Origin of the sequence: Stygiolobus sp. CP850M, assembly GCF_037389425.1 — an archaeon.
Classification (GTDB): domain Archaea; phylum Thermoproteota; class Thermoprotei_A; order Sulfolobales; family Sulfolobaceae; genus Stygiolobus.
Map to the genome: position 1 here is coordinate 1 of NZ_JBBHKR010000013.1, position 6525 is coordinate 6525.

General features: G+C 33.5%; 9 protein-coding genes and 3 pseudogenes. 5 read left to right on the top strand and 7 right to left on the bottom strand.

Annotation, left to right across the window (positions count from 1 at the left end):
• The first annotated feature begins 150 nt into the window (after nt 1-150).
• From WIW89_RS00415 to WIW89_RS00430, 4 genes and pseudogenes are all read left to right on the top strand, one after another.
• The gene (locus WIW89_RS00415) at nt 151-288 is read left to right on the top strand and encodes a DUF4213 domain-containing protein (protein WP_337719326.1); all 138 of its coding nucleotides are present in this window, start codon (nt 151-153) and stop codon (nt 286-288) included.
• 77 nt (nt 289-365) lie between these two features.
• Nucleotides 366-503 carry a hypothetical protein gene (locus WIW89_RS00420; RefSeq protein ID WP_337719327.1) on the top strand — a complete coding sequence of 46 codons (138 nt, stop codon included), beginning with the start codon at nt 366-368 and terminating at the stop codon, nt 501-503.
• 70 nt (nt 504-573) lie between these two features.
• Nucleotides 574-789: a Rossmann-like domain-containing protein gene (locus WIW89_RS00425; protein ID WP_337719328.1), complete on the top strand. Its 216-nt coding sequence runs from the start codon at nt 574-576 to the stop codon at nt 787-789.
• Nucleotides 770-1387, top strand: a pseudogene (locus WIW89_RS00430) (HoxN/HupN/NixA family nickel/cobalt transporter). Before WIW89_RS00425 ends, WIW89_RS00430 begins: the two are co-directional and overlap by 20 nt.
• Nucleotides 1388-1463: 76 nt before the next feature.
• Here the strand turns inward: WIW89_RS00430 and WIW89_RS00435 are convergent.
• The 5 genes and pseudogenes from WIW89_RS00435 to WIW89_RS00465 all read right to left on the bottom strand — a co-directional run bounded on the left by WIW89_RS00435 (nt 1464) and on the right by WIW89_RS00465 (nt 5144).
• Nucleotides 1464-1703, bottom strand: coding sequence for a hypothetical protein (locus WIW89_RS00435; protein ID WP_337719329.1), 240 nt, complete (start codon nt 1701-1703; stop codon nt 1464-1466).
• Nucleotides 1704-1857: 154 nt separating this feature from the next.
• A pseudogene (agl3, locus tag WIW89_RS13535) lies at nt 1858-3077 on the bottom strand (UDP-sulfoquinovose synthase).
• Nucleotides 3078-3193: 116 nt separating this feature from the next.
• Nucleotides 3194-3733: a TetR/AcrR family transcriptional regulator gene (locus tag WIW89_RS00455; protein WP_337719333.1), complete on the bottom strand. Its 540-nt coding sequence runs from the start codon at nt 3731-3733 to the stop codon at nt 3194-3196.
• Between the two features lie 31 nt (nt 3734-3764).
• A complete protein-coding gene (locus tag WIW89_RS00460) occupies nt 3765-4520 on the bottom strand; it encodes a sulfite exporter TauE/SafE family protein (RefSeq protein WP_337719334.1) in 756 nt (251 codons plus the stop codon).
• Nucleotides 4521-4526: 6 nt separating this feature from the next.
• Nucleotides 4527-5144 (bottom strand): FmdE family protein, encoded by a 618-nt coding sequence (locus tag WIW89_RS00465; RefSeq protein ID WP_337719335.1) that lies wholly within the window; start codon nt 5142-5144, stop codon nt 4527-4529.
• A gap of 90 nt (nt 5145-5234) precedes the next feature.
• On the opposite strand from WIW89_RS00465, the gene WIW89_RS13540 reads away from it, so the two are divergent.
• Nucleotides 5235-5369, top strand: a complete 135-nt coding sequence (locus WIW89_RS13540) for a glycosyltransferase (RefSeq protein WP_443296276.1) — start codon at nt 5235-5237, stop codon at nt 5367-5369.
• 295 nt (nt 5370-5664) lie between these two features.
• Here WIW89_RS13540 and WIW89_RS00470 read toward each other — a convergent pair whose 3' ends face one another.
• Together WIW89_RS00470 and WIW89_RS00475 are read right to left on the bottom strand one after the other, a co-directional pair.
• Nucleotides 5665-5853: a hypothetical protein gene (locus WIW89_RS00470; protein ID WP_337719336.1), complete on the bottom strand. Its 189-nt coding sequence runs from the start codon at nt 5851-5853 to the stop codon at nt 5665-5667.
• Between the two features lie 49 nt (nt 5854-5902).
• Nucleotides 5903-6525: pseudogene (locus WIW89_RS00475) on the bottom strand (2Fe-2S iron-sulfur cluster-binding protein); the annotation flags it as partial.

Below are 6525 nucleotides of genomic sequence, written 5' to 3' on the forward strand. Positions count from 1 at the left end.
ATAGTATAAATTATTATTCCTATTTTTCTTCTCTAGAAGATCTTATGCTACCTTTTTATAGCTAAAGAGCGTATAGCGTCTTATCATTAACGACCATAAATAAGTCTAATAGAAAATATTTATAAAAACATAAATCGTTTCCCAATTTTTATGGGAAGTAAAGTTGTGGAATCATTAATTTCTTATGCTGAAGAAAACGATAGTAATGTTAAAAATGTTACGATAGGTGTAACGTGGACTTGCGTACTTTCTAAGTACTGCGGGGTTTCAATGTCTTATAATACATGAAACGAGGATTTAGATGTTAAAGGTTTCGAGTATTTAGAAGAGAAAAGAGTCGGACAGTTAGCTGAATATCTTAGGTCGTGGAACCTCTTAGAAGCAAGCGTGTAGGTTTGGCTACAATAAACTCTGTTACAGAACCTAAAAGAAATACTGAGGCTAATGGGCTAGACGTTGTCCTAGAAATTGGTAAAGGAAAGAAAAATAGTGATGATAGGTAAATTACTTGGATTACAGAAATTCAAAGAGGTTGTTGCCAAAGAATTTATAGTTTTATAGCTAAACCCGTTCTTGATAGACTCTTCTCAAGGGATTCTTCTATCCACCGCTGCAGAGACTGTTATAGAAGATGTTCAAGTAGTAATAATAACGGCTACTACAATAATAAATAAATCAATATATAGACTCTTGGAGTTGTCCAGAAGAGCTAATGCTTACGTAATTTTAATTGGCCCCAGTACTCCTATGCTAGATTTAATGTTCGACTTTGGAGTTTGGTTTTCTTAACTTAGTTGTTCATTTTGAAATTTACGAGTTATTTAAGCAAACAAAACTAGGGAAGCTTGATGAAGCTAAATTAAATGACGCACTATTAAAGAGGGGATTCATGAATAGATATTTCAAAGGATTATTTAAGATAGTTAATAATCAATACTACTTGTACCCTATAGGTTTCCTTTTCGGACTGGGATTCGATACAGCTTCCGAAACTGCCCTTTTGGCAATAAGTGCCGGAACTGCTGGAGTGTTTACTAAGATACCTTTATGGACTCTGCTTGTTTTTCCTTTCCTCTTTACTGCAGGAATGAGTCTTGTAGACACAACTGACGGATTTTTCATGAACGGCGCATATAGGTAGGCGTTTATGGGTAATCTGAGAAGAAAGGTTTGGTATAACTTGACTATGACTGGTATTTCAATTATTGTGGCTTATCTTGTAGGTTCCTTAGAGCTATTAGGTTTGTTGCAATCTGAGTTCTGTCTAAGTGGATGGTTCTGGAACATTATAGCAACAATTAACGGTGGTGTTTGGTGGGGCAACGCTGGTATAATTATTATATCAACCTTTGTCGTAACATGGATAATATCAATTATAATATATTAAGTCTAGAATTAGCAAATACGAGAAGCAGTTTAAGGATGAAAAGAAATTTAATAATTTATGAAAAATTCTCAATTCTTTAAATTATTCCTCTTGTGGGTTCCTCTCCTTTTTGCTTCCCTGGTGCGGTTTCAATAACAAAGCATGGATCTTCTCCTTTCTTTATATGCATTTGTTGATGTTCTAAAGCCATAGATGCGGGCATTACTTGATTATCTAATTTACATCTAAGCATTACGTCTACAACCATTACTACTGGCTGCTCTGACGTAGGAAATTGCGATGAGGATATTATTGTAGGAGGATTTTTATGTTCCATCAGTTAATTACCAATAATCTCGACTATAAAGATTTCGGTATTAAGTGTTCAAATCTTTTATCTTAAACTATAAATATGATTCTAAATAAACAATTTAATAAGATAAAAAGATTGGTAATTAAAATTCTAGAAAGATAAAGCTCCTAGAGGATATTCATAATTCCTTTATTAAATCGAATCTATTTTTATCATTTCTTCCGTTTCTCCAGTCAGTCTTTACGTTAGTCCATTCGCTAAAGTTCTTTAGTCTATCTCTATATTGGTAAAGATCTGTAAGTATTGAATATATCTCATCTTTTAGAAACCTCTTTTGTTCATAACCAAGGCTTGGAAGAATTTTCCTTTCTGGATTATAATAATACTCCTTCTTTTCTATCCTTGGATTTCTAACGTAATGAATCTTTAGTCTGTAGCCTAATAATTTTTCTGTAGCATCAGCTATTAACATTGCTATTTTCTCTACACTGTATAACTCCATAAATTGGTTAACAACTCTGAACTCTCCTTCTTTAGGAGGTTATTAATTAAAATTTCTAAGGCATTTACGCTGTCTTCAAGAGAAATAAAACCTCTAGTTTGGCCTCCTTTTCCATATACTAATAAAGGCAATCCTAAAACTGGTCTAACGGCGTTTCTATTTATAACTGTTCCCCAAGCTTCATCAACGTCTATTCTAGTTCTTAGACCCTCTATCACGCTTTCACCATCCATCATATCTGAGGTTCTAGTACCGTATACGGGACCTTGATTTATATCTATAACCGTTATTCCCCATACTTTATTTGCAAATATTAAATTATGTGAATCGTGGACTTTAGTCTAGTGATACCATGATCCTGTGAATTTTGGAACTGGAACCATATCGCTTTTACAGTTGTATTCAAATTTTACGAAAGGGGACTCCGGTATGTCGTAATTAGGTGTTCCATATTCTCCCATTGTTCCCATTTTTAATAATGGATTTCTGGGTGATCCTTAACAGCGTAAATTAGCCTTATTGTTTCCTTCTATATTATTGTGCATTGTGTATATAGCATGATCCTCGTCTATCATGGAATAAGGCGTCGATCTTTTATCGTCGAAATGCACTGTTACATAGGGTTTTACTTTATTAATGTAATCTCTTAAAACATTAGGTTTAGTGATATCATTAATTACGAAATCTATTGCCCCAATATATCTCTTAAATATATTTCTTCTTTCCTCGACTGACGGTAGTGGAAATGCTGAATCCCCACCTACTTCCATAGCTTGTGTTCTGGTTATTAGATTATCTATACCGTATACTTCATGTCCTTTCTTTCCTAGTCTTAACGCCAGGGCCCAACCTAGATAGCCGTCTATTCCTAAAATTAAGACTTTCTTAGTTTCCATAAATATAATGAAGGATATAGGTATTTAAAAATTATTTACAAATTTATTTAGAAAAAATTATATATTGGAAAAAATCTAATATTTATAAATTAGGTGAATCTATTTTAATATTGTTATTAAGTTTCTTTCGCTAAAGCTATCTTAATAAGAGTATTAACGTATGTTTTCTTGTCTATATTCGGAGGATTTACTACGTAACAAAGAAGTCCTCCCATGAACGACCTTATTCTTATAATATCCTCATTACTTTCACTATTTAAAGCACATTTACTTATTTTTTTCACTAGAGAATCACATAATTCTCTAATGTCATCTCCCAGTTCCTTATATATATTCATTGCAGATATAGTATGCAAGAAAAGTTTCCTCATAATAGGATTATCGTATTTTTCTAGATATTTATTCCCAATACATTCAAGAGTATTTTCTTTTTCTTTTAAACAGCTCTCTACAATATCTAAAGGTAGACTTTTCTTAGCTACCTCTAAGATTAACTGATCTTTAGTCTTAAAGTGCCAAAATATTATTCCCTTAGAAACTCCTGCTTTTTTACACACTTGGTCTACTGAAGCTTTAAAAAAGTCTTCCTCAGCAAAAACTTCGGCAGCAGCTTGCAATATCTTTTCCTTCGTCACTTCTTCATTTCTCTGCCTCATAATTTAATTATGCCTCTCATAGTTTAAATGTTTAAATTATTCCTATAAGTATTTTTATTAGCACGAACGTTATTATGGATACTATAGTATATTTTACGTAAAGAGTCTTCATCTTGTTCATTAAATATGATCCACTGAATCCTCCTAAAATTCCGCCTATTAATATTACTAACCATAGATCATAACTTATTCCTCGTAATAAGAACAGATAGCTAGTAAAACCACTTGCAGAACTAAATAAAGCTACATAGCCTGCAGTAGCTGAAACTTTCTTATAATCTTTTTCTATCAGAGCTAAAACAGGCAAAATTATCATTCCGCCTCCTACGCCTAATAAACCGCCAAGAAATCCAGCAATAGCTCCTACTGTTATACCAAGTATGTACCCTTTAATATTTCCAGAAAATTTGTTTGTTTCCTCTTTTACTCTTCCTCTTATCAAATTATACAATGTGTAGCCTAAGAATGCCACGAATATCCAGAGCAATATTTTCCTTGGAGTGTGAATTCCTATGAATGCCCCTATTGGAGCCATTATAACTGCAGGTATAAGGAAGATCGTTCCTAATTTCCATAATACTCTACCCTTTTTTCCATTGTTTACCGTGGCAGACGACAGTGAAAATACGTTTAATAAAAGCCCAGCGGCTGCTGCTATTGAAAATGGTATACCCAAGGAGTAATATATAGGAATTAATGTGTTAGCTGCACCTACACCCGCTACTGCAAACAACGTGGAAATTATCCAAGTTAAAATGAATATGATAGATAAAAAAATTGGATTCATAGACTATCACCTTTTATTTATTTCAATTTCATAGCAACGTGGACAGAGCCTTTTACCGTTGAAGATTTTTATGTAGTTCTCATATGTAGGCTCTCCGCAGTCGTCGCATACTATTCTTGCCATTGTCTTCTTTAGAGAACTGTATGTAAAGTCTTTGAGAAATTCGTAATAGAATAATTCTTCGAAATCTTTTGAAAGTACGTAATTTATAACCTCGTCCGAAACTTCTCTAGGAACTTGAGATGCAGGTATTCCAGATTTTCTATATTTGAAAAATTCAAATTTGCTGCATCCATCAAGTATTTCTGGCTTTGGTCTTATTCTAACTGCTCCTTTACCTGGTTTATAAACAATTATAGCCATCTTGCCGTATTGAAGTCTTTTGTAATTTCCTTTACCATAAGTACATCCAGTTGCTGCCTGAACTCCGTCGTCAAAACATCCTTGATGATGCTCATCACCAGTTTCCGAAAAAACGTAAGTATTAGTATCTTTTTCCTTTTCTATTCCTAGTAGTTTCAGAGCATATTTGCCTGCTAAATAACCTAATGGCATTGCAGGACATCTATGCCCATGAAATTCAAATGCCCATTCAGGTATTTCGTGGATTCTTTTCTGTTCCATTTTAAGTCGCAATAAATTGATTAGTCAGTCAATTATTTAAGTCTTTCTATTAAAAGATTTAAAGTTCGTTATACATAGGATATATTAATAATGAAGTATTTCGTTTCAGTAATAATAACAGCCTATAATAGGCAAAAATATTTAGACAACACATTAAATTCAGTTCTAAATCAGACATTAGATAAGGATAAATTTGAAATAGTTGAATTTAAAATTTTGAATTAAGTGAGATAAATAATAGAAATATAATAGATATTTATAAAAATCAAGAATATTTAGGTAAAAAAACTATAAAGGCTTGGTTGTATAATAATAATATGTGATAATTCCAGAACTAATGTTACTGCCCCTGGCATACCTTTCCCGGGAGGACTTTTAGTAAACGTAGTCTTAGTACATTGGCCAGGAGGAATCATGGGATTCGGAATGGGAATTTACCCTAAACTGTTCACAAGAATAAAAATGGCATTAGGTAGTAAAGTAAAAAATAACAACACCAATAGTATTATTATTCCACCAATTATAACGTCTTTAACTCCTTTTTAATTCCGAAGTCATATAAACTTCTCCTAACTCCTAATAAGCCGTGAATAAAAGCTACGACTAAGAGTAAGCCTAGTAAAGAGTAATATGCGCTATTACTTAAATATTCGTCTACAACTGGTGTTGAGATTCTATTATCGAAATTAAGGTTATTTGCGAATAACATGAAGAAGTGTATCGAGAGTAGGATAAGCGCCACTATCCCAGTAATATATAGGGCATACATCTGAACAAGAGCCTGCAACTCTACAATTCCATATGCCTAATATAGGATCGACTACTATTTCCAATCTTTTCTTTCCTAGGGTGTCCTTAGGATCTGCTGATAACCTATAGACCGAAGCTAGTACTGCAGGGCCCAAGAAGTCCTTATTTGTTTCAACTACCGGACAAGCAGAATAGCAGAGACCGCAAATTATGCATTGCGCGAAACCCCAGAGTTCTTTTTGGTCTTCCGGTTTTAATCTAGTTTCAGCCTTACCTTGAATTACTTCCTCTGGAGGTGTAACTCTTGGTATGACCTTATTCATTTTTCTATAAACAGAGTCAAGGTCGACTATCAGATCTTTAATTACAGGGAAGTTATCCATGGGTTCTATAGTAATTTCCTTTTTCCCATTCACTATGAGCGTTTTGCAAGCTAACTTAGGCTTTCCGTTTATTTTCATACCGCAACTACCGCAAACTCCCATGTGACATGAAGCTCTAAAGGATAATGTAGGATCTTGTTCGGTTTTTATTCTCCTTAATGCCTCTACAACGGTAGTGAATTTATCCACGTTTAATTTATATTCTTGGCACCAACTTCCTTTTTATTTAGAATACCTCCTTACCTTCA

Excerpts from the sequence above, each read along its gene's own strand:
- WIW89_RS00415 (WP_337719326.1), top strand. The coding sequence starts at position 151 with ATGGGAAGTAAAGTTGTGGAATCATTAATTTCTTATGCTGAAGAAAAC.
- WIW89_RS00435 (WP_337719329.1), bottom strand. The coding sequence starts at position 1,703 with ATGGAACATAAAAATCCTCCTACAATAATATCCTCATCGCAATTTCCT.
- WIW89_RS00455 (WP_337719333.1), bottom strand. The coding sequence starts at position 3,733 with ATGAGGCAGAGAAATGAAGAAGTGACGAAGGAAAAGATATTGCAAGCT.
- WIW89_RS00460 (WP_337719334.1), bottom strand. The coding sequence starts at position 4,520 with ATGAATCCAATTTTTTTATCTATCATATTCATTTTAACTTGGATAATT.
- WIW89_RS00465 (WP_337719335.1), bottom strand. The coding sequence starts at position 5,144 with ATGGAACAGAAAAGAATCCACGAAATACCTGAATGGGCATTTGAATTT.
- WIW89_RS13540 (WP_443296276.1), top strand. The coding sequence starts at position 5,235 with ATGAAGTATTTCGTTTCAGTAATAATAACAGCCTATAATAGGCAAAAA.
- WIW89_RS00470 (WP_337719336.1), bottom strand. The coding sequence starts at position 5,853 with ATGTTATTCGCAAATAACCTTAATTTCGATAATAGAATCTCAACACCA.